16 protein-coding genes are annotated in these 22,936 nt (G+C 38.1%); all 16 read right to left on the reverse strand.

Annotation, left to right across the window (positions count from 1 at the left end; translation table 11 throughout):
• Positions 1-2: 2 nt before the first annotated feature.
• A complete protein-coding gene (gene carB, locus L323_RS28485) occupies positions 3-3,218 on the reverse strand; it encodes a carbamoyl-phosphate synthase large subunit (protein ID WP_020815047.1) in 3,216 nt (1,071 codons plus the stop codon).
• Positions 3,219-3,240: 22 nt separating this feature from the next.
• The gene (locus L323_RS28490; protein WP_020815048.1) at positions 3,241-4,323 is read right to left on the reverse strand and encodes a carbamoyl phosphate synthase small subunit; all 1,083 of its coding nucleotides are present in this window, start codon (positions 4,321-4,323) and stop codon (positions 3,241-3,243) included.
• Positions 4,324-4,347: 24 nt separating this feature from the next.
• A complete protein-coding gene (gene pyrF, locus L323_RS28495) occupies positions 4,348-5,286 on the reverse strand; it encodes an orotidine-5'-phosphate decarboxylase (RefSeq protein WP_020815049.1) in 939 nt (312 codons plus the stop codon).
• A gap of 54 nt (positions 5,287-5,340) precedes the next feature.
• Positions 5,341-6,627: a dihydroorotase gene (locus tag L323_RS28500; RefSeq protein ID WP_020815050.1), complete on the reverse strand. Its 1,287-nt coding sequence runs from the start codon at positions 6,625-6,627 to the stop codon at positions 5,341-5,343.
• Positions 6,611-7,552, reverse strand: a complete 942-nt coding sequence (locus L323_RS28505; RefSeq protein WP_020815051.1) for an aspartate carbamoyltransferase catalytic subunit — start codon at positions 7,550-7,552, stop codon at positions 6,611-6,613. The genes L323_RS28500 and L323_RS28505 overlap by 17 nt, the downstream gene beginning before the upstream one ends.
• A 13-nt stretch (positions 7,553-7,565) precedes the next feature.
• Positions 7,566-8,102, reverse strand: coding sequence for a bifunctional pyr operon transcriptional regulator/uracil phosphoribosyltransferase PyrR (pyrR, locus tag L323_RS28510; protein WP_020815052.1), 537 nt, complete (start codon positions 8,100-8,102; stop codon positions 7,566-7,568).
• Between the two features lie 256 nt (positions 8,103-8,358).
• Positions 8,359-9,273: an RluA family pseudouridine synthase gene (locus L323_RS28515; RefSeq protein ID WP_020815053.1), complete on the reverse strand. Its 915-nt coding sequence runs from the start codon at positions 9,271-9,273 to the stop codon at positions 8,359-8,361.
• Positions 9,274-9,303: 30 nt separating this feature from the next.
• Positions 9,304-9,795, reverse strand: coding sequence for a signal peptidase II (gene lspA / locus L323_RS28520; protein ID WP_020815054.1), 492 nt, complete (start codon positions 9,793-9,795; stop codon positions 9,304-9,306).
• A 32-nt stretch (positions 9,796-9,827) separates the two neighbouring features.
• A complete protein-coding gene (locus L323_RS28525; RefSeq protein ID WP_020815055.1) occupies positions 9,828-11,474 on the reverse strand; it encodes a peptide ABC transporter substrate-binding protein in 1,647 nt (548 codons plus the stop codon).
• 42 nt (positions 11,475-11,516) lie between these two features.
• Positions 11,517-12,344 (reverse strand): peptidoglycan editing factor PgeF, encoded by an 828-nt coding sequence (gene pgeF / locus L323_RS28530; protein WP_020815056.1) that lies wholly within the window; start codon positions 12,342-12,344, stop codon positions 11,517-11,519.
• A gap of 11 nt (positions 12,345-12,355) precedes the next feature.
• Entirely contained in the window at positions 12,356-13,150 is a 795-nt protein-coding gene (locus L323_RS28535) for a TIGR00282 family metallophosphoesterase (protein WP_020815057.1), read from the reverse strand.
• A 183-nt stretch (positions 13,151-13,333) separates the two neighbouring features.
• The gene (gene rny, locus L323_RS28540) at positions 13,334-14,902 is read right to left on the reverse strand and encodes a ribonuclease Y (RefSeq protein ID WP_020815058.1); all 1,569 of its coding nucleotides are present in this window, start codon (positions 14,900-14,902) and stop codon (positions 13,334-13,336) included.
• A 446-nt stretch (positions 14,903-15,348) separates the two neighbouring features.
• Positions 15,349-16,203, reverse strand: coding sequence for a bifunctional methylenetetrahydrofolate dehydrogenase/methenyltetrahydrofolate cyclohydrolase FolD (folD, locus tag L323_RS28545; protein WP_020815059.1), 855 nt, complete (start codon positions 16,201-16,203; stop codon positions 15,349-15,351).
• A gap of 53 nt (positions 16,204-16,256) precedes the next feature.
• Complete coding sequence (locus tag L323_RS28550) at positions 16,257-18,311, reverse strand: YgiQ family radical SAM protein (protein ID WP_020815060.1); 2,055 nt, start codon at positions 18,309-18,311, stop codon at positions 16,257-16,259.
• A gap of 102 nt (positions 18,312-18,413) precedes the next feature.
• A complete protein-coding gene (locus L323_RS28555) occupies positions 18,414-20,177 on the reverse strand; it encodes a tetratricopeptide repeat protein (RefSeq protein ID WP_020815061.1) in 1,764 nt (587 codons plus the stop codon).
• 197 nt (positions 20,178-20,374) lie between these two features.
• On the reverse strand, positions 20,375-22,897 hold the full coding sequence (locus L323_RS28560) for an FtsK/SpoIIIE family DNA translocase (RefSeq protein WP_020815062.1): 2,523 nt from the start codon (positions 22,895-22,897) through the stop codon (positions 20,375-20,377).
• Positions 22,898-22,936 lie beyond the last annotated feature (39 nt).

Here is a 22,936-nt window from a genome sequence, read left to right on the forward strand (position 1 = left end):
TTTTACTCGTCAAATATGTTTAAATTCAGTACTTCAAGCTCACCTTCGGTTTTTCCGAGCTTGAGGCATTTAATTATTGCTTCTGCCGTATCAAGTGAGGTCAGACACGGTATTGACATTTCAACTGCTTTTCTTCTTATTTTAAAACCATCCCTGTCCGAGTTTCTGCCTTTAGTCGGTGTATTTATTATCATTGCCAGCTTACCTGCATGAATCAGCTCAATAATATTTGGTGAGCCTTCATCCAGCTTTCTTACCGCATTTGTTGCTATTCCGTTATTATTCAGCATATTTGCAGTTTTACCTGTAGCATAGAGGGTAAAGCCAAGCTTTTCAAATTCCTCTGCAATATGAATCAATTCAGGTTTATCAGTGTCTCTAACTGTCATAAGTATTCCATCCCCCGGCTTTGGCAGCTTTATTCCGGATGCTATAATACCTTTGTACAAAGCTTCAGGGAAATTGTCCGCTATTCCAAGTACTTCTCCTGTAGACTTCATCTCAGGCCCAAGGCTTGTGTCTACTTCATGGAGTTTTTCAAAAGAGAATACTGGAACTTTTACTGAAACATATCCCGGTTCTCTATATAAGCCTGTTCCGTATTTGAAATCCTTAAGCTTTTTACCCATCATGACTTTGGTTGCAAGATTTACCATAGGAATTCCCGTAACCTTACTGATATATGGAACAGTACGACTTGATCTTGGATTTACCTCTATTACGTAAACCTGATTGTTATATAAAACGTACTGTATATTTACCATTCCTACTACATTTAAGGCTTTTGCAAGTTTTACAGTGTAATCCACTATAACCTCCTTAACCTTATCGCTTAGTGTCTGTGAAGGGTATACGGATATACTGTCGCCTGAGTGAACACCTGCCCTTTCAAGGTGTTCCATTATACCGGGTATAAGTATTTCCTCACCATCGCAAATTGCGTCAACCTCTATTTCCTTACCCATCATGTATTTATCAACAAGTATGGGATGCTCCTGAACAGTTCTGGTTATTATCTCCATAAACTCTTTGACATCCTTGTCATTGTAGGCTATTTCCATACCTTGTCCTCCAAGTACATAGGAAGGCCTTACCAGTACAGGGTATCCCAGTTCGTTAGCCGCTGCTATAGCCTCATCAAGAGTAAATATAGTCTTTCCTTGCGGTCTTGGAATACCTGTCTTTTCAAGTATTTCGTCGAATTTCTCCCTATCTTCGGCTGCATCTACATTTTTAGCTTCAGTACCGAATATCTTAACTCCCATATCATCCAAAGCCTTTGTAAGTTTGATAGCAGTTTGCCCGCCGAATTGTACTATTGCACCCTTTGGATTTTCTGCTTCAACTATATTAGCCACATCCTCAGGCGTTAATGGTTCAAAGTAAAGCCTGTCGGCTGTATCAAAATCAGTACTTACGGTTTCAGGGTTATTGTTTGCTATTATTGTTTCATACCCAAGCTCCTTCAATGCCCATACAGAGTGGACGGAGCAATAGTCGAATTCTATTCCCTGACCTATTCTTATTGGTCCTGAACCCAGAACCATAACCTTGTCTTTATCGGACTTCTTTACCTCAGAATGGTCATCGTAGGTTGAATAATAGTATGGTGTTACAGCCTCAAACTCCGCAGCACAGGTGTCAACCATTTTATATGCCGCAGTAATATTTTTCTGCTTTCTAAGTTCTGTTATTTCTTTTTGGGGAATCCCGGACAGCTTGGCAATTATTCTGTCTGTAAAGCCCATTTTCTTTGCTTTTTTAAGAATATCCTTATCTAGCTGGTCCTTACTTACGGTTTTAAGCTTTTCTTCCATTAATACGAGTTCTTTAATCTTGCAAAGGAAGAAATAATCTATCTTGGTTATTTCATGAATTTCTTCAACTGTAATAGAACGTCTTATTGCTTCTGCTATGACAAATATTCTTTCGTCGTTAATATCATGAAGTTTTTTTAATATCTCGCTGCCTTCAAGATTTTTATATATGTCCTGCTCCAGTGTGAATATTCCCAGTTCAAGTGAACGTATGGCTTTCATCAGAGCCGCCTCAAAGGAACTGCTTATGGACATTACCTCTCCTGTTGCCTTCATCTGCGTTCCCAGTGTTCTTTTCGCCTTGACAAATTTGTCAAAAGGCCATTTTGGTATTTTTACAACAACATAGTCAAGAGTAGGTTCAAAACATGCATATGTCTTTCCGGTTACGGCATTTTTTATTTCATCAAGGCCGTAGCCTATTGCAATCTTTGAAGCAACCTTTGCTATTGGGTATCCGGTCGCTTTAGATGCAAGTGCCGAGGATCTGCTTACTCTGGGGTTTACTTCGATTACGGCATATTCAAAGCTTGTTGGATGCAAAGCATATTGTACATTACAGCCTCCCTGTATTCCCAAGGCTGATATTATTTTCAGTGCAGAGGTTCTAAGCATTTGGTATTCTTTATCCGCAAGTGTCTGGGAAGGTGCCACAACTATACTGTCTCCTGTGTGGACTCCCACAGGGTCGATGTTTTCCATGTTACACACGGTAATAACATTGCCCTTGCTGTCTCTCATTACTTCGTATTCTATTTCTTTCCAACCGGATATGCATTTTTCAATAAGAACCTGATGAACACGGCTGAGTCTTAATCCGTTTTCTCCTATTTCCCTCAGTTCTTCTTCATTATAGACGATTCCTCCCCCGGTACCTCCAAGGGTGTATGCAGGTCTTACAATAACCGGATATTCAATCTCACGGGCAAATTCTACCGCATCCTCTATTGTTGTCACAACCTTACTTGCAATACATGGTTCGCCTATGCGTTCCATTGTGTCCTTGAAGTCCTGTCTGTCTTCAGCCATTTTTATTGCCTCAGTAGCAGTTCCCAGAAGCTTTACTCCCTGCTCCTGTAAAAAACCTGATTCTGCAAGTTCCATCGCCAGATTCAGGCCTGTCTGGCCTCCCAGTGTGGGTAAGATGCTATCAGGTTTTTCACATCTTATTATATTTTTTACTACTTCCGCTTTAAGGGGTTCTATATAAACCTTGTCAGCTATATTCGTATCAGTCATTATAGTAGCAGGATTGCTGTTTACCAATACTACCTCTATTCCCTCTTCTTTAAGAGCCTGACACGCCTGGGTTCCGGCATAGTCAAATTCCGCGGCCTGACCGATTATAATCGGTCCGGATCCGATAACCAATACTTTATGTATATCATTACGTTTAGGCATGTGTTATATCCTCCAGCTTCTTTTATAAACTACTTTTTGAATAATCTATCATTTTAATGAACTCGTCGAACAAATATGCCGTGTCTCCCGGCCCCGGTGATGCTTCCGGGTGAAATTGTACAGTGAAAAGCGGAGCATTTTTGTACTTTATTCCTTCGATAGTTCCGTCGTTCATATTTATATGACTTACAGTCATAGTTTCTCTATCAAGTGATTCTTCGACAATTGTGTACCCATGGTTTTGAGAAGTAATGTAGGTGAGATCCTTAGCTATATCTTTTACAGGATGGTTGCAGCCCCTATGCCCGTATTTGAGTTTTACGGTATTGGCTCCGTTAGCTAATGCTGTCAACTGATGTCCAAGGCAAATTCCGAATATTGGCTTTTTACCTATTAGCTTTTTAATTGTCTCTATCTGAAACTGACAATCCTTTGGGTCTCCGGGGCCGTTAGAAAGCATTATTCCGTCGGGGTTTATTTCCAAAACTTCCTCCGCTGTTGCGGTTGCAGGAAAGATATATATTTCGCAGCCCCTGTTTAGCAATGATCTTACAATATTCTGTTTCAAGCCGTAATCCATAAGAGCTATTTTGTAGCCTTCGCCTTTATAGTGCTTTATTTCATTTGTAGTTACTTGTAATACAGGGTTGTTAATTGTATAGCTGTTTACCTTTGTAAGTTCTTCCTGTATATTTTCCAGCTGTTCCGCCGTAATTATAGTACCTTTCATAGTGCCATTATCACGCAAAATCCTTGTTAATGCTCTTGTATCAATACCCTCAAGACCTGTTATCTCATTTCTTTTTAAGTATTCATTCAAAGTTTCTATAGATCTCCAGTTACTTGGAGTTTTGCACAGCTCCCTGACTATAAAACCTTTTACCTGGGGTTTCAAGGATTCAATATCATCTATATTTACACCGTAGTTGCCTATCAAGGGATAAGTCATACATACTATTTGTCCGCAGTATGACGGGTCTGTCAGAACTTCCTGATAGCCAGTCATACCAGTGTTAAAAACCACCTCTCCAACTACCTTCCCTTCCATTCCAAAGCTGTTGCCTTCGAATATCGTACCGTCTTCAAGTAATAAAAAAGCCTTCATAATCTCACCTCTGTGTCTTTTTATTTATCTGCCAAGTGCAGTGTTCAAATCTTCCTTCATTCTCAAAACTTCTGCCCTTGCAGCTTCCGCAAACTTCTCTTCAGTATATTCATTCTTCCATGTTTCTGATTTATATGCACAAATTACACTTCTGGATGCATTCACAATTGCACCAAGTCCATCCCTGTTGAAGGAATTTGCACAATCTCTTGCTGTTCCCCCCTGTGCCCCGTATCCTGGAACCAGAATATATGCATTTTTCATAATTGACCTTAACAATTTAGCCTGATTAGGGTAAGTAGCTCCCACCACAGCCCCAACACTACTGTAGCCATATTTGCCCATAAGGGGTTTTCCCCATTCATGTACATATCCGGCCATAATTTCGTAAATGCTTTTGCATTGTTCAGTTACCAAATCCTGGAGCTGCCCCGATGACTTATTGGATGTCTTTACCAGTATGAATATTCCCTTGTCAAAATTTATGCAGTCCTGAATAAAAGGTTTAACCCCATCAATACCCAGATACGGGCTTACCGTAAGTGCATCTACATCGAAAACCTTTTGCTTTACTCCGTCGTCTATTTCAGTTTCACCAAGAAAACTCTTTGAATAAGCCTCGGCAGTTGTGCCGATATCATTTCTCTTACCGTCCGCAATAACAATCAAGCCCTTGCTCTTTGCATATTTGCAGGTTTCCTCGAAAGCAATTAATCCTTCGATTCCATACATTTCATAGTAAGCAAGCTGTGGTTTAACTGCCGGAACCTCATCGTATATTGAATCAATTATCATTTTATTAAAGCTTAGAATAGCTTCAGAAGCTCCCTTTAAATTCTTACCATATTCTTTAAAGGCTTTGTCTTTAATAAAAGCCGGCACATATTCAATCTTTGGGTCCAACCCTACAACAGTAGGATTATTCTTTTCCTGAATATTCTCAATAAGTCTGTCAATAAACATTTTTATCTCCATTTCCGGGTAATATACAAATTATTACCCAATGCATAATAATTTTTACAACAGTACCTTTTTTCTTACCACAGGGCTTCCGCCTACAATGGTATACTGAGGCTGACCGTATAGTGAAAACCCGTTAAACGGTGAATTTCTGCCTTTTGATTCGAATTTCGTGATATCTACGTTATATTGTTCATTTAAATCAAAAATCATGAGATCAGCTAGTTTTCCAACTTCAATGGTACCTTTATTAAGTCCCAGCATTTGTGATGGATTAAAACTCATTTTATATACAAGTTCTTTAAGGGTAAGGTGTCCGGACTTGACCAGATAAGTAATTGCCAGAGGAAATGCTGTTTCAAAACCAACCATTCCATTTGCGGCAATTTTAAATTCTACATTTTTTTCGTCAATATGATGGGGTGCGTGGTCTGTTGATATAATATCTATGGTGCCGTCCTTCAAACCTTGAATTATTGCATCCACATCCTTTTGCGTCCTTAATGGAGGATTTACCTTTGCATTTGTGTTAAAGCCTTCACATGCATTATCTGTGAGTGTAAAATAATGCGGACATGTTTCAGCAGTAACTCTTACTCCTCTTTTTTTAGCATTTCTTATTAAATCTACTCCCAGCTCTGTACTTACATGAGCTATGTGAATTGTTGCCTTTGTATATTCCGCCAGTATCAAATCTCTTGCAATCATTACCTCTTCAGCGGGAGCAGGATTGCCTTTCAATCCAAGAATTGATGACTGGAAGCCTTCATTCATAAGCCCTTCGTCTACAAGGTCAAGGTCTTCACAGTGTGAAATAATTGTTATATCAAACATTGAGGCATATTGCATTGCCTTTTTCATTAATGAGGAGTTGCCGACAGGTCTGCCGTCATCTGAAAGTGCAACCGCCCCGGCAAATTTGAGCTCACCGATTTCACTGAGTTCCTCTCCCTTTAGCCCTTTTGACACTGCTCCAATAGGAAATACATTTACAATACCATCAATTTTTGCTTTATTTATTACATACTTTACCATTGCTTCATTGTCAAGTACCGGGTTGGTATTTGGCATACATGCAACTGAGGTAAAACCGCCCTTTGCCGCACTTCTCGTTCCTGTCTCTATATCTTCCTTATACTCATATCCGGGATCTCTCAGGTGACAATGAGCATCTACAAGGCCCGGAATTACATACAAGCCATTAGCATCAATTACTTCACAACCGGTTTCACCTATTTCGCTTCCTATATCATGAATAATTCCATCCACTGCCAATATGTCTGCAATACTGTCTAAACCGGTTTTTACGTCCAGAACATGTCCGTTTTTAATCAGTAACTTCATTTACGGTTCCCCTCCTTGTTAAAAGATATAGCAGTGCCATTCTCACTGCAACTCCATTAGTTACCTGTTCGTTTATGAAAGACTGTTCTCCGTCAGTGACTGAGGTAGAAAGCTCAACCCCTCTGTTTACAGGGCCTGGATGAAGCACTATTGCATCCTCCTTGGCAAGCTTTAACCTTTTATCGTCAACTCCGAAAAATCTTGCGTATTCTCTTATTGTGGGGAACAACCCCTTCTTCTGACGCTCCAACTGAATTCTCAGGCCCATGACAACATCAGCATCAAGCATTGCTTCCTGAACCGTACTGAAAACATTTACACCCATTTTCTCAATCTCAGGTGGCATCAGCGTAGCAGGCCCGGATACGTTAACCTCAGCACCCATTTTTGTCAGCCCCCATATATTACTTCTGGCAACTCTGCTGTGAAGTATATCTCCTATAATTGCCACCTTCAGGCCTTTTAATGTACCCTTTTTTTCCTGTATTGTAAACATGTCAAGTAAAGCCTGCGTGGGATGTTCATTCATACCGTCCCCGGCATTTATTATTGAAGATTTTACGTTTTTAGCAAGAAGATGAGGTGCCCCGGACATGGGATGTCTCATTATTATTATATCCGAACCCATATCGTCAATCGTTTTACCTGTGTCTATTAATGTTTCGCCCTTTTGAACACTGCTGCTTGATGCGGATATATTTGCGGCGCTGGCTCCCATATACTTGGAAGCCAGTTCAAATGAAAGTCTTGTTCTTGTACTGTTTTCGTAGAATAGTGTAATGATTGATTTTCCCTGAAGATGCGCTGTTTTTTTGTTATTTGATGTAACAATACATTTCATTGTTTTAGCGGTATTTAGAATATACTCAATTTCTTCTGCCGAAATATCCCTCAGTCCCAGTAAATCTTTGGATTTCAAGTTCATATTTCTTTTTCTCCTATTCCTTACCCGTTATAGTGACATTATTTGAACCGTCTATTTCATAAACATTAACGTGTACTATCTCACTTCTTGATGTAGGCACGTTCTTTCCTACATAGTCAGCCCTTATGGGAAGTTCTCTGTGTCCTCTGTCAATAAGTACCGCAAGTTGAATCATTTGTGGTCTGTTTATGTCCATAAGTGCGTCTATGGCGGCTCTTACGGTTCTTCCCGTATAAATTACGTCATCGACAAGGACAAGTTTCTTTCCCGCAATATCAAAGTTTATTTCTGTACCGTTTATAACAGGATGCTCATTTAAGAGGCTAAGATCATCACGATAAAGTGTAATGTCCAGAATTCCTACCGGAATTTCCCTGCCTTCAACATCTTTTATTTTATTTGCTATTCTGGCTGCAAGAGGAACTCCTCTTCTCTGAATTCCTATCAAGACCAGATTATCCACTCCCTTATTTTTTTCAATAATCTCGTGGGAGATTCTTGTTATAGCTCTTGCTATTGCGTTCTCATCCATTAATTCGGTATGTCCCATAAGGTCGTCTCCTCTCATTTTTACAACATATATTTTAATATAAACTTTTACATGCAATTGATTTGCCGAGTTTGCCTACCTACTAAAAAAGCTTCCTGCCTAAGGCAAGAAGCTTAACATATACAAATACAACCATACTTTGATGATTATACATAAATGCAAGTATATTTTAATATCTCACCTTATAGCCTCTCTGGACTAATTTAAAGGTAACTCTCTTTTTACATGAAATAATACCATAACAACAACTGCTTGTCTATAGATTTTCTCTCAATTGACTTAAAATACTTTGGAAATATTCAGGCACAGCTGTTTCAAATTTCATCTCTTCACCTGTTACAGGATGTAGGAATGAAAGTCTCCATGCATGAAGTACCTGACCCTTAGTTTTATACTTTTGTTTTCTCCTTCCGTAGACCATATCCCCAATAATAGGGTGATTTATATAGGCCATATGCACTCTTATCTGATGAGTTCTTCCGGTTTCAAGTTTTAATTCAATATAGGTGGCATTCGGGAATCTCTCAAGTACCTTGAAATGGGTAATAGCATTTCTTCCGTTTTCAGTATTAACACACATCTTCTTTCGTTCGACGGGGTGTCTTCCGATAGGTGCATCAATCTTACCGCTGTTTTCATATATAATACCATCAACAAGTGCAATATATTCCCTTTTTATGTCATGTGTTTTAAGCTTCTCCGAAAGCCTTTCGTGAGCAATGTTACTCTTGGCAACCACAAGGAGTCCGGATGTATCCTTGTCAATCCTATGGACAATTCCGGGTCTTATAACACCGTTTATGTCTGACAAACTATCCCCGCAGTGTTTCATTAAGGCATTAACCAAGGTTCCCGTGTAGTTTCCGACAGCAGGGTGCACAACCATTCCCTTGGGCTTGTTTATAACTATTATATGCTTGTCCTCATATACGATATCAAGAGGAATATCTTCCGGCTCTACGTCAAGAATTTCAGCATCGGGAACATTCACTTTTATACTGTCACCCGGCTTCACCTTATAATTTGATTTTACCTGTACTTCATTTACCCATATATTACCATCTAAACAGAGCTTCTGGATATAGGATCTTGAATAATCTTCAAGATTGACCGCAAGCCATGAATCAATTCTTACTCCGTCTGTATCACATTCCAAAATAAATTCTTTCAAAGCAACCTCCGTGAACATGTATGATTTATTTTATTTTGTTTCATCCTGAACCTGTTCTGGTTTAGTAGTTTCAGGCTTTTCTTCCTTGTACAGGAACAATATATATATCGCAAGAAGAATTGTTCCCACTACAACTAATATATCCGCAACATTAAAGGTTGGAAAAACGTATGACCCAAAATGAAATTCCAGAAAATCAACCACGCTTCCGCCGCTAAAAATCCTGTCGTACAGATTTCCCAAAGCACCACCAAGAATAAGTGACAAGGAAAGACGTAAAAACTTATGCTTATGCTTTATGAGAAAGTATAGCATGCACAAAGATACTATGGATACCATTAAAATAAGAAAAATCGTTTTGCCCTGCAAAATACTGAAAGCAGCACCCTCATTTTCAAGATGCCTCAAGTAAAAAAAATCTTTTACTACGGTTACGGGATTACCTACAATTTTATCCAACACCCAAACCTTTGTTAGTCTGTCCATTGCGAATCCCACTATAATAATCAACGCCCAAAGCATATTAGTCCTCCATCATTCTTTAAAATATATAATTATTGCGGTACATACCACTGTGAAAAATCATTATAGCTGCTCCATACATTTGGATTTACAGCTCCTTTTATGTTTTTACTGCACATTACACCCTCATTGATAAAGTACAAGCCTATGTATGGCCTTTCGTCTAAAACGTTTTTTAAAAGGTTCGTATATAAACTTTTCTGTTTTTCACCGTCAGTTTGGGTTAAAATCTGTTGAAGATACCCATCAACTACAGGATTGCTGTATTTTGCAGTATTAAGCCCTGTCTTTATATTTTCGGTAGAGTAAGCAAAAGACAAATCCGGTTTTGTTGAAATTTTATATCCCATTAAGGCCATATCATATGCACCGGATTTTATTCTGTTCTGCACATTCTCCCAAGTAAGCTTTTCAACCTGTACAGTTATTCCATTTTTAGCCAACTGAGCAGCTAACGCATTAGCAGTATTTACTCTTAATGCATTTTCCTGATTAACAATAAGCTTTAATGAAAATGCTTTACTGTTTGTTTTGCTTACATATTTATTATGCGAGAGAACATATCCGTTCTGTGTCATAAGCTGTTTTGCTTTTTTTAAATCTGAATACTGTTCAATATTTACCAGCTGGTTTATCCAAGAGTTGGGAAAAAGGGGTAATTCAGCTGGTACAGCTATGCCATATGCCGCAGCATCAATAAGTTTTTTCTTATCAATAAAGCCTGCTACTGCACTTCTTAAACTCTTATTTGCCATTGGCCCTTTTGAAATATTCAGCGATAGAAATTCATAGTTTTTACCGGGGTAACGTTTAAGTGCAATATCAGTCCGACCGATGTATTTTTTAAACTCATTGTAATCAGTCGTTACGACATCAACATCTCTGGACTGAAAGGCATTAGTTGCTTTTGCGGTATTCTGAAATATTTTAACCTCTACAGATTGGATATATGGAGTCGTCAACTCAGAATCGCCTTTGTTCCACCAATCATCATTGGCTTTTAATTTTACCCCAGTTTTTGCATTATATGATACAAAAGCATAAGGCCCGGTACCTACAGGTGCAAGATTTTTCTTTGAACTTTTTTCACTTAGTTTCTCTTTATTATAATAATGCATTGGTATAATAGGAAAAGTCAAGCTGTATAACATCAACGCATCGGGTTTTTTCAAAGTAATTACAACCGAGTTATTATTACCTGCTGACACAGCTGCAATATTTTGTAAACCAGCTGCATATACGCTGTTGTTCTTAGCATCCATTACACTATTTATTGAAAACACAACATCCCCGGATTGAAGAGGAGTACCGTCGTGCCATTTAACACCATTTTTTAAAGTTAGTGTAATTTTCAGCCCATCAGCCGAGGTTACTGCACTTTGAGTCAAAACAGGCACAGGCTGCTGTTTCTCATTTAATTTATAAAGTCCCTCAAATACCAAACCCAAAAAATCCTGAACATACTGGTTGTTTGTCAGAATTGGATTCAGTGTATCTACAGGTGTACTGAACAGACGTATTGACCCGCCTTTTTCAGGGCCTTTGTCCAACACATCATATTTACCTTCATAAATATCCTCAACCGGATTTGCAGATTTTTTATTAAGATTAACAGTACATGCCGAAAGCATCAGTCCTGTAATTATCAGTAAAGAAATAAGTCTTATGGATTTTGTCATTATTTTTCTCCAACAAATAATCTTATCAAATATATATTTATTTTATTTAAGCATCATAACAGCTGCCAAACCACCCGTTTTCCCTTTATCCCCCCTGAAGGAGAAAAAAAGGTCAGTATTGCATTTAGTACAAACATCACTTATCATAATATTCTTCTCCGGAACACCTGTCTCCATTAAAACATGCTTTATGATTCTTTGCAAACCCATGTAGTACTTTCCGTTTCTGTATTCCGTATATTTATCGCACCAGCTGAATTTTTCCTTAAATCCGTCATATACTTCCTTGCCTACCTCAAAACAATTCATACATATAGATGGCCCGATTGCTACAATAATATCTTTATAATTGCTATTGTACGTATTTTTCATAAGTACTAATGCTTCGTAGGATATATTTTTCAACGTACTTTTCCAACCGGAGTGAACTGCTGTTATAGCCTTTTTTACCGGATCAAGAAATAGTACAGGGACACAATCCGCATAAAATGTTACCAGCGGTATTCCTGGCTGATTTGTTGAAAGGCCGTCAAAACCTATAATGTCACTTTCTAAAGTCAGACCTTTGCCTATGTCCTCAACACCCACTAATCTTATCTTGTTATCATGTACTTGGTTCGACAGAACCATTTTATTGTAATCAACTCCAATTGCATTCGCAAGCCGCCTATAGTTTTCGCAAACATTTTCTCTGATGTCATTCCTGGTAAAGCTAAGGTTTAAAGAAGAAAACGCCCCCTGACTTACACCTCCAAGTCTTGTAGTAAAACAGTGTGTAAGTATATGCTCATACTCTTTAAGGTTTTTAAACTGAATATATATTAAATCATTCTTTTGTTTCAAAGTAATTTTCTCATTGCTTGCTATCATTAATGCCCCCATTATTTTCCGTCAAAAGAATCTGCTACTTTAAATATACGCTCAATTTTAATACACTTTCCGGTTTTTTCATCAACTTCTAAGTGGACAGCGCAAAACTGTATCCGTCCCTTAGCGACCTCGAATTTTTGAGGCATTCTGGTAATAAATCTTTCAATAATCAATTCCTTGTCTACACCAATTACTCCGTCATAAGGCCCTGTCATTCCAACGTCGGAAATCAACGCAGTACCACATGGCAATATTCTCTCATCTGCTGTTTGTACATGTGTGTGTGTTCCTGCTAGACAGCATATTCTTCCGTCCAGATACCAGGCAAGAGCACACTTTTCAGATGTGGCTTCCGCATGCATATCTACAAAAACTGCCTTGGTTTTGGATTTTATTTCTTGTAATTCTCTATCTGCAACCTGAAACGGACAGTCAATGCTATCCATGTAAACCCTTCCCATAAGATTTAATACAGCCAGTTCTTTACCATTAGATTTCAGTATGGTGTATCCTCTACCCGGAACATTTCCGGGCAAGTTTGCCGGCCTAATAATATTTTCATCAGAGTCTATAAAATTCAGAATTTCCTTCTTTGACCACGTGTGATTTCCCAGCGTAATACAGTCAACACCTGACTTGTAAAGCTCCTGAGCGATCAAATAGGTTATGCCGCTGCCCGCAGCTGCATTTTCGCCGTTGGCAATACAAAAATCTATTCCCAGTTCCTTTTTAAGCTGTGGTACAAATTCCTTTACAGCCTTTCTTCCCGGGTTTCCAAAAATATCACCAATAAAAAGTATCTTCAATTCTTTGCCTCCAAAATTTAAATTAAGCTATTATTATTATGTACAGACATTCATTTTTAAGTACGTAATGCCGTAATCTATAACAATTATAATACATATATCACTAAAAAGTAACACTTTAATGGATACATGCTAAAAATAAAAAAGCGTGGAATCCACGCTTTTTTATTTTATTTTAATTAATTATTTTGCATATTCAATAGCTCTAGTTTCCCTTAGCAGAGTAACTTTAATCTGTCCGGGATATTCAAGCTCATCTTCAATCTTCTTGACTATTTCTCTTGCCTTCAGAACTATATCTGCGTCATTTACAACATCAGGCTTAACCATTATTCTGATTTCTCTTCCTGCCTGAATTGCAAAACACTTTTCAACCCCCTCAAAGGAGTTTGCAATCTCTTCAAGCTTCTCAAGACGCTTGATGTAGGATTCCAGTGTTTCTCTTCTCGCACCCGGTCTTGCAGCTGAAATAGAATCCGCAGCCTGTACAAGTACTGAAACTACATTTGTTGCCTCTACATCACCGTGGTGAGCAAGAATAGCATTTACCACATCAGCACTTTCCTTGTACTTCTTAGCAACATCAGCACCGATAGTAACATGGGAACCTTCCACCTCATGGTCAATAGCCTTTCCGATGTCATGGAGCAAACCTGCTCTTTTTGCAAGTTGAACATCAACACCAAGTTCAGCAGCCATTATACCTGCAAGGTGAGATACCTCTATGGAATGGTTAAGTACATTCTGCCCGTAACTTGTTCTGAACTTAAGTTTACCCAAAAGCCTTACAAGTTCCGGATGCAAGCCGTGCACGCCTGTTTCAAATGCTGCATTGTCACCTTCCTGACGAATAGTGTTGTCAACCTCTTTTTTAGCTTTTTCAACCATTTCTTCGATTCTTGCGGGGTGAATTCTTCCATCAAGAATAAGCTTCTCAAGAGTTAATCTGGCAACCTCTCTTCGTATAGGATCAAATCCAGACAGTATTACAGCCTCAGGTGTATCATCAATAATCAAATCAATTCCTGTCAAGGTCTCAAGAGTCCTTATATTTCTACCCTCACGACCGATAATTCTTCCCTTCATCTCATCATTAGGTAAAGGTACTACAGAAACAGTAGCTTCAGATACATGATCGGCAGCACACTTCTGAATTGCAGTTGCCAATATATCCTTTGCCTTACGGTCTGCTTCCTGCTTGGCACTAGACTCAATTTCCTTTATAAGTGCTGCAGCCTCATGTTTTACTTCGTTTTCAATGTTACGAAGCAAGTATTCTTTGGCATCTTCTACAGATAATCCGGCAATTCTTTCAAGCTCTTCAGTTTGCTTTTTAACAAGCTCTTCGGACTGCTCTTGCAAAACTTCAATATCCTTCAGCTTTTTATTTAAAGCTTCATCTTTCTGTTCAAGTGCTTCTACTTTCTTGTCGAGTGTTTCTTCCTTCTGAACAAGCCTTCTTTCCTGCCTCATAAACTCATTTCGTCTATCCTTGATATCCCTGTCAAGTTCTACTCTGCTTTTATGAATTTCTTCTTTAGCCTCAAAAAGTGCTTCCCTCTTCTTATTCTCGCCTTGTTTAAAAGCCTCTCCAACAATTCTTTGGGCCTCCTGCTCGGCACTGCCTATTTGGGCTTCTGCCTGCTTTTTTCTGGCCTCAAATCCTCTATCATAAAATATTTTAGAAGCAATAACTGCAATAATTAATCCGCAGGCCAATCCTATTAAAATATTAACTATTATCTTAAACACCTCCTCCTTATTCAGTTTTCAAAGCTCAAATTTCATAATTCGCAATAACCATATTAATATTGGAATAAAAGCAGAAATGAACCTATAAAGGCCTATGTACTGTAGAATAGCACAATATAATAATAACTAAGCGGTATATGGCTATGACCGATACAAATAATGTATAAAACTCAAACATATGAGACGTTTTACTAAATATGTCATTTAAACTACGCATAATACCAGAATTTTTACAATAATCCCAGCTGAAGCTTTTTTAACATTAATAAAACAAACCTGCATATATATATTAGCCTAAATAGCTTAATAATCAATTAATATAACTCTACAATACGAACTGGCTCTTACTCCATAATCAATTTAATTGTAAACTTATTTAATTTTTATGTCAAGAATGAAAAGTACAAACGCTATTCCTTAGTTTTTGTTATTATTGACCAAGGAAATTATAGCCTGTTTTGTAACAATGCTGCCTTATATGTATTTTTCATCAACATGGCTCTGGTCATGGGGCCAACTCCGCCTGTTACCTTTGTAATTGCAGATGCTACTTCCGAAACCTCCGCAAATTGAACATCCCCAACTAATTTGCCATCTGCTCCCCTTGATACGCCTACATCAATAACAACGGCACCCGGTTTTACAAATTCGGGTTTGATAAACTCCGATTTCCCAATGGCAACTACCAAAATATCTGCACTTCTACATACTTCCTGAATATTGGCAGTTTTGGAGTGGCATATGGTTACGGTTGCATTTTTTGCAAGAAGCAAAATAGCCTGGGGCTTTCCCACTATATTGCTCCTGCCAACTACAACGCAGTTCTTTCCCGATATTTCAATATTATTTTCTTCCAGCAATTCCACAACCCCGGCCGGAGTGCATGGCAGGAATTCAGGTTTTCCAATCATGAGCTTTCCAACATTCATAGGATGGAAGCAATCGGCATCCTTATCGGGGCTTATTGCTGCAATAACCTTATCTTCATTTATGTGCTTTGGTATCGGCAACTGGACAAGTATACCATTTACAGCAGCATCATTGTTCAATGTTTCTATTAAACCCAGTAATTCTTCTTCTGAAGTACTTGCAGGAAGTGCGTATTCAAATGATTTTATACCGATTTCAGCACAATCGTTCTTTTTGTGGTTTACATATACCCTTGACGCAGGGTCGTCGCCTACAATAATAACTGCAAGTCCGGGATTTATACCCTTTAACTTCAATTCGTCTATTTTTGCTTTTAGCTCAGACTTGACTTTTGCCGCAAGCTCAGTTCCATTCAAAACTTTGGCAGACATGGTTTATTCCTTTCCTTTTTCCTAAGTATTTTTTATAACTATTACATTTTATTTTATCGTTTTTTTCTTGTCAAATTTTTCATGTCACCCGATTTTGATTTAGCATTTGTATAGGCTGTCTTACTACTTTGTTTTCTATTTTTGTTACTATTTTCCCTATTTGTTTGCTTTGCAGATTTTCCACTTTTGACAGTATTCCCTTTATTTACTCCTCTTGAAACTCTCCCCTTGCCGCCTTCGCCCTCTGTTTTTCCCTTATTGGGTGTATTACCATACTGTTTACCTCTTAAAGGTTTTACAAGACAATTGGGGCCAAATCCGATTAGGTCTTCCCTATGTGCTTCCTTTAGCGCCTCTATTACCAGATGGTAATTTTCCTTTTTACGGTATTGTAACAGCGCTCTTTGCATGGCTTTTTCCTTCGGTGTTTTTGGCACATATACCTTCTTCATGTTCCTTGCATCATAACCTGTATAGAACATACAGGTTGAAAGTGTTCCGGGTGTCGGGTAAAAATCCTGAACCTGTTCAGGCATATACCCCTGCTGCTTTAAGTATTCTGCCAATTCTACGGCAGCATTTAAATCACTCCCCGGATGGCTTGAAATCAAATAGGGAACGAGATACTGTTCCTTATGAATTTTTTCGTTTATATCATAAAATTTCTTCACAAATCGGTCGTATAGTTGTCTTTTTGGTTTTCCCATTTTCTCTAAAACCCTATCCACTACATGCTCCGGTGCAACTTTAAGCTGACCGCTGACATGATGCTCACATAATTCAGTGAAAAAGTCGTCATTTTTGTCAAGCATTAAGTAGTCGTAACGTATTCCTGAGCGGATAAATACTTTCTTAACATCAGGAAGTGCCCTGAGTTTACGTAAAAGATCCAGATACTCAGAATGATCTACTATCAGGTTTTTACAAGGTTCAGGATGTAGACATTGTTTCTCTTTGCAGACGCCGTTTTTAACCTGTTTTTCACAGGCAACATTCCTGAAGTTGGCTGTTGGGCCGCCCACATCATGTATATATCCTTTAAAACCCTGTGTCCAGGTAAGTTTCTTTGCCTCATTTAATATTGATGCCTGGCTCCTTTTTTGAATTACCCTGCCCTGATGAAAATTCAAAGCACAAAAAGAACAGCCGCCATAGCAGCCTCTGTGACTTGTTATGCTGAACTCCACCTCATTAATTGCAGGAATCCCTCCGTACTTTTCGTAAACGGGATGGTATGTCCTTTCGTATGGAAAGGCATAAACCCTGTCCAATTCAGCTGTTGATAAAGGCATTATAGGAGGATTCTGAACCAGATATCTGTCACCGTGAGGTTGTACCAATATCCTTCCGTTTATTGCATCCTGCTCGTTATACTGAATTTTGAAAGCTTCGGCATATACTTTTTTACTTTCCTGTACCGCTTCAAATGAGGGCAATACAGCCACTTTCTTAGTTCCCTTTGAATCGATTGCCTCCCTGACTTCAGCCGGAAGTTCTTCGTATCTTGCAAGGTACGCGCTGCCGCGTAAATTCTTGATACTATGGACAGGAATGTCTTTTTTCAGTAATCTTGCTATCTCAGTTATAGGCTTTTCACCCATTCCGTATACAAGAAGGTCAGCTTTGGAATCTACAAGAATTGATCTCCTTACTTTATCATCCCAGTAGTCATAATGTGCAAATCTTCTAAGACTTGCTTCAAGTCCTCCGATTATAACAGGTGTATCCTTAAATATCTCTTTTATCTTGTTTGCATATACTATTACGGCCCTGTCAGGTCTGTACCCGGCTTTACCTCCCGGGGAATACAAATCTGTGGATCTTTTCTTTTTACTGGCCGTGTAGTGATTTACCATTGAATCTATAACCCCTGAGGATATAAGTACACCGTACTTTGGTCTTCCCAATTTCTTGAAATCCTCGCTGTTTTTCCAGTCGGGCTGGGCTATTATTCCGACCTTAAAGCCTTCGCTTTCCAAAACTCTGGTTATTATTGCATGTCCGAAACTGGGATGATCCACGTAAGCATCCCCGCTTATATATAAAAAGTCAAGCTGATCCCAGCCTTTTTCATTCATGTCTTCAAAACTTATGGGTAAAAAACTCATTTATTCACCTTGTACTAACGTTTTATCTGTCAGTACCACCTTATTTGTTATTTGATATTTTCTATGTTATTTTAACACAAATAAGGTTATAGTAAACAATAATTACGAAACCAGTTCTACAAAATCAGAATTTGTTCTCATGTAATCAAAAACGTTGTTCCGGCTAATTTCCTGTTTGATTCCCGAATCCTTGCTTACAGCCTTCTTTAGATTATCTAATGCAATATCCTGCTTTTTCATTAATGCATAAACAGCTGCTATATTATAATACAATTCGCCCTCCTCCATTCTGTCATCAAGAGCTTTTCCATATGCCTTGATTGCTTCATCATACTGTTTTAATTCGGTTAATGAAGCACCCAGATAGTAATAAACATCCTTGTCCTTCGGATTCAACTCAACAGCTCTTGTAAAGGCATCTGCAGAGTCCTCATATCGTTTCAGCTCAAACAATACAACACCCATGTTAAAATAAAGTCTGAAATTATCAGGATTAAGCTTAATTCCTGCAGTATATGCGGCAAGAGACTCGACATGTCTTTGACTTTTCGCAAACACTATTCCAAGGTTGTTATATGCATCTATAAAATCCGGCTTTAACTGAATTGCAGCTCTAAAACAATCTATTGCTTTTTCTGTTTCATCTGTCTCATTATAGATTAAACCCATCTTGTACAAACTTTCGTGACTTTTTTGGTTATGGCTTATGGTCTGCATATATTCAGTAATTGCATTTTTGTACTCTTTATTTTGAAAATAACATTCTGCAAGGTTATAATGTCCTATATAATCAACGTCATTAATTGTAATATATGTTTTAAAGACCTTAATAGCTTCGGAATACTGTCCTACTGACATAAATAACTTTCCAAGGAGGATATATGCATCTGCCTGCCGGGGGTTGTTCTTTATACATGTTTCAAAACGTACTTTCGCCTCTTCTATATTGCCCAGTTCAACTAAAAGTTTTCCCAGTGACAATGAGAGTTCATAATTACTATCATCATTTTTCAGCAAATCTTCATAGTACATAACCGCATCTGCTTGCCGGCCTGTCGTAGTATATATCCTGCCGATACCTTCCTTTGCGGTCGAACACTCAGGATTTATTTCCAAAGCCTTAAAGAAGTTCTCCAGCGCAAGTTCTGTTTTTCCCATATTGAAGTATGTTATACCGAGGTTTACATAAACAAGATGCTTTTTGTCGAATTGCTCATTCAACTCCAGCACTTTTCTATAGCAAGAGACTGCCTCTCTAAACATTCCTTTTTTAAAGCATACATTTCCATAGTTGAAAAACAGATTCCCCGGAGTTTGTGTAATGTCCAGCATACCTCTATATATTTCGTATGCAAAATCATAATTTCCCTGACTATATCCATTCTCGGCCTGAATTAACTTCTTTTTAATTCCAAAAAACAAATCATCTTTTAGTAAATTCAATTCAGAAATAGTGTCATCAACAAAATCTTCATTTTCCAATACATCCATAACCCTTTGACTTATCTCAGAAGTACTGATGCAGGAGGATTCCGGCAAACTGTTTTCATCCTGCGATATTATTTCATTTTTAACTGTTATATAGTCCGTATGTCTCTCTGCAGCTCTGTGACTATTTATTATTAACCTGTAATCCCATATAATAAAACATGCCGGAATTAATATCCCGAATCCAATATAAAAAAGCTCAATACTATTACTGATTTTTACATCATTTACAAGAGATAGAATTACTATCGTTAATGCAGAAAGCTGAATAGTGAATGAAACAAGTGTTACAGCCTTTTTAGCCTTTATAAGTCTGTAAAATACATAACAAAGAAGTAAAACCATTAAACAAGTATTAAATGAAGTTAATATAAACATTTTTGTACCCCCACGTATTTTATAAATTTTCTTTAGCTAGTCCACTATTAAGTGTGTATTAATAAAATAGTTATGAGAAAGGGCACATATTTATACCGGTCGGGAAATAATCTGCTAACAAAAAAATGTATGAATCAGTTTAAGCTATTCATACATTTTTAAATAAATATTATTTCGATATTAAATTATATATAACATTACTGGTTTGCTTTTTGCCTGTCATTCTGGTTCATTTGCATTTCCATCCACTGCTGTTTTGAGATTAACACCTGTCTGGGTTTGCTGCCCTCAAACCTGCCAACTATGTTTCGCGCTTCCATTTGGTCTATTATTCTTGCGGCTCTTGAATAACCAACTTTGAACTTCCTCTGAACGAGTGAAACTGATGCCTGTCCTGCGTCAACAACCATTTCTATAGCCTGATTCAAAAGTTCATCGTTATCTCCCGGGTTATCATCTTTTCCCGTAGCCTGATCATTTATTTTTTCAATTATATCTTCATCATAAGAAGTATAACCCTGTGTCTTAATAAATTCTACTACTCTCTCAACCTCCGTATCAGATACAAATGATCCCTTTACTCTCAAAGGCTTTGGTTCTCCAACCGGATAGAACAACATATCTCCCTTTCCAAGAAGTTTTTCTGCTCCGCTCATATCAAGTATTGTCCTTGAGTCCACCTGTGACGAAACGGCAAAAGAAATTCTTGAAGGAATATTTGCCTTTATAACACCGGTAATTACGTCTACAGAAGGCCTTTGTGTTGCAATTACCAAGTGCATTCCGGCTGCTCTTGCCATCTGTGCCAGACGGCATATAGCATCCTCAACATCATTAGGAGCAACCATCATAAGGTCCGCAAGTTCGTCTACTATAATTACAACATGCGGCAATATGCCCTGCTCATTATTAGCCTTTAACATTGCATTGTATCCCTTTAAATCTCTTACACCCTTGTCGGCAAACAACTTGTACCTGTTTACCATTTCCTGTACGGCCCAATTAAGCGCTCCGGCAGCCTTCTTAGGGTCTGTAACTACGGGTATCAGTAAATGTGGGATACCGTTATAAATTCCAAGCTCAACTACTTTTGGGTCAACCATCAGAAGCTTAACCTCTTCTGGTGATGCCTTGAATAAAATGCTCATTATTAAACTATTGATACATACACTTTTACCTGAACCCGTAGCACCTGCAACCAACAAATGAGGCATTTTACCGATATCTGCAACAACCGTTTCCCCGGAAATGTCTTTTCCAACTGAAAAAGCAAGTTTTGAGGAATGATTTGAAAATTCTCTTGATTCTATAATATCCTTTAAAAGAACAGCTGACATTTCCTTGTTTGGCACTTCTATGCCCACAGCGGCCTTCCCCGGAATCGGAGCTTCAATTCTTACACCTGCTGCTGCAAGGTTAAGGGCTATATCATCAGACAAATTTACAATCTTGCTAACCTTTACTCCGGGACTTGGCTGTATTTCATATCTGGTTACGGCAGGCCCACGGCTAATATTAATAACACGTGCATCAACCCCAAAGCTCTTTAATGTATCCTCTAACTTCTTTGCACCTTCAAGTGCAACATTCTTTAATTCCTTTACATTGAGATCGTCCTTATTTGAATCCAGTAAATCCGTTGAAGGATAATTATAAATCATAGGTTTCTGTATCTCTGTTTGAGGTATAACAAGTTCATCCTGATTACTTTCATCAGCCGTAACCGTTTCTGTCTCTGATGGCTGACTTATTTGACCGTCTGTATTTTCATCAGGGATATTCTGATTCTCCAAATCATCGAAAGAGTTGGTGTCAGGGCATAATCCTGTCTCTTTTATATCAGATATTACCAGTTCGTCGGCAACATCATTAAACCCGGTAAGGCTGACAGTGAATTCTTCCGTCTCTTCTTCAACAGCTTCAACCTCTGGCTCCTGATTTTCAGGCTCTTGTTCAAGCTTGTTAGCTGATTTTCCTCTGTTCTCACGTTCTATTTTAAAGTTAATTATTTTTTGTTTTTTACTAGGTTTTTCCTCATTGACTTCTGTGTCATTTGCAGACTCTGCCTGAGCTTCCATTCTCTCCTGCTTCTTTATCTTTCTGTTTTCATTAGCTGATTTCATTTTATTGGAAAAGTATAGCGAAACATTTTTTAGGAAAGCCGCCATTGAAACATTGGTTAGCAAAATTACATCAATAATTGATATGGTTGTAAGAATTATGACAGTTCCCAATACCTGAAATGTCATCAAAAACGGCAGACTCAAAAGCCCTCCGAGTATACCTCCGCCAGACAATACTTTACCGTCTCCATAAAATTTCGAAATACTGTAAAATAAATTTCTGCCCGAAAATTCTTCATAATCAAACACCGATACCTGTATAAAAGCTGATAGTAATACCAAAAGAACGCCAAAATATATTACCCGGCGTCTGAAATTATGACTATCCATCTTAAAAATCATAGCCACACCGTATACTATGAGAACAACAGGAACCATGTATGCCGCCACACCAAGAAAGCCAAGCATAACATTTGTTATGCCTTTACCGAAAACACCCATGGACTTTGTAAATATAAAACTGAAAAAAGCCAGTATTCCGAAAGCAAATAAAATAAGGCCTAAAATCTCATTTTTATATTTTGAAAAACCACTTTCAACTCGTTTATATTTTTTCTTCTTCCTTACTTTTTTGACCTGCAAAAAATAACACCCCACAGTTATTGTTAAGTCATAGATTCTAGTAGAAAATATGTT

Origin of the sequence: Ruminiclostridium papyrosolvens C7 (assembly GCF_000421965.1) — a bacterium.
GTDB classification, from domain to species: domain Bacteria; phylum Bacillota; class Clostridia; order Acetivibrionales; family DSM-1351; genus Ruminiclostridium; species Ruminiclostridium papyrosolvens_A.